This window comes from Pseudomonas sp. MD195_PC81_125 (assembly GCF_014060985.1).
Classification (GTDB): Bacteria; Pseudomonadota; Gammaproteobacteria; order Pseudomonadales; family Pseudomonadaceae; genus Aquipseudomonas; species Aquipseudomonas parakoreensis.
Window position 1 is genome coordinate 1 of record NZ_JABULD010000906.1, and the last position, 650, is coordinate 650.

Consider the following 650-nt stretch of genomic DNA (forward strand, 5'->3'; position numbering starts at 1 on the left):
CCGTTGGCGCGCGTGGTCACGCTGTCGGTGCCCTCACGGCCATAACCACCCAGCAGGTCGACCTTGGGCAGGTATCCACCTTTCGCAGCCTTTAACTGATAATCCGCCGCCAGACGACTATTGACCCCTGCCTGGATTTCCGGATGGACATCCAGTGCCTGTTGCATGGCTTCCGGTAAGGATTGTGCATGGGCGAAAGAGGCGGCCAGAGCGAAGGGTAGAGCCTTGAACAAGTGCAAACGCATGGTAAAGATTTCCCAGGACTTCTTGTCTTGAATCACAGCAAAACGTGCTGCTGCGTCGGATGATTGGCAACCGGAATGACCGTATGTCGGAAAGTTCAAAATAGGAACTGGATCACACGCTGAGGGACAGGTCGCCGCGGAAATATCAATGTGACATTAGTGGGGCGATTGTTTAGGATGGCACCCAGAAGGTCAATAGTTTGGCATAAAGTTAATAGCGAAAGAATCTAGCCAAAATATTGACGAAAAGAAGCGTCAAACTTGATTCGCAAATTTTAAAAGTACGTCCAGACTGAATCGGCGCCGAAGCCATCAGGCAATGGAAGTCAACTGAACGTAACACCCGGAGAGTCTTCAATGAGCAGTGTTGTTGCCATCGTCAAAAGCATTGTCGGTCAGGTATTC

The 650-nt window shown here is 50.6% G+C and carries 1 protein-coding gene; it reads right to left on the reverse strand.

Annotation, left to right across the window (positions count from 1 at the left end; all coding sequences use genetic code 11):
- On the reverse strand, positions 1–245 hold a 245-nt coding region (locus tag HT737_RS30260; RefSeq protein ID WP_182404658.1), incomplete at its 3' end, for a TolC family protein.
- Between the last annotated feature and the right edge of the window lie 405 nt (positions 246–650).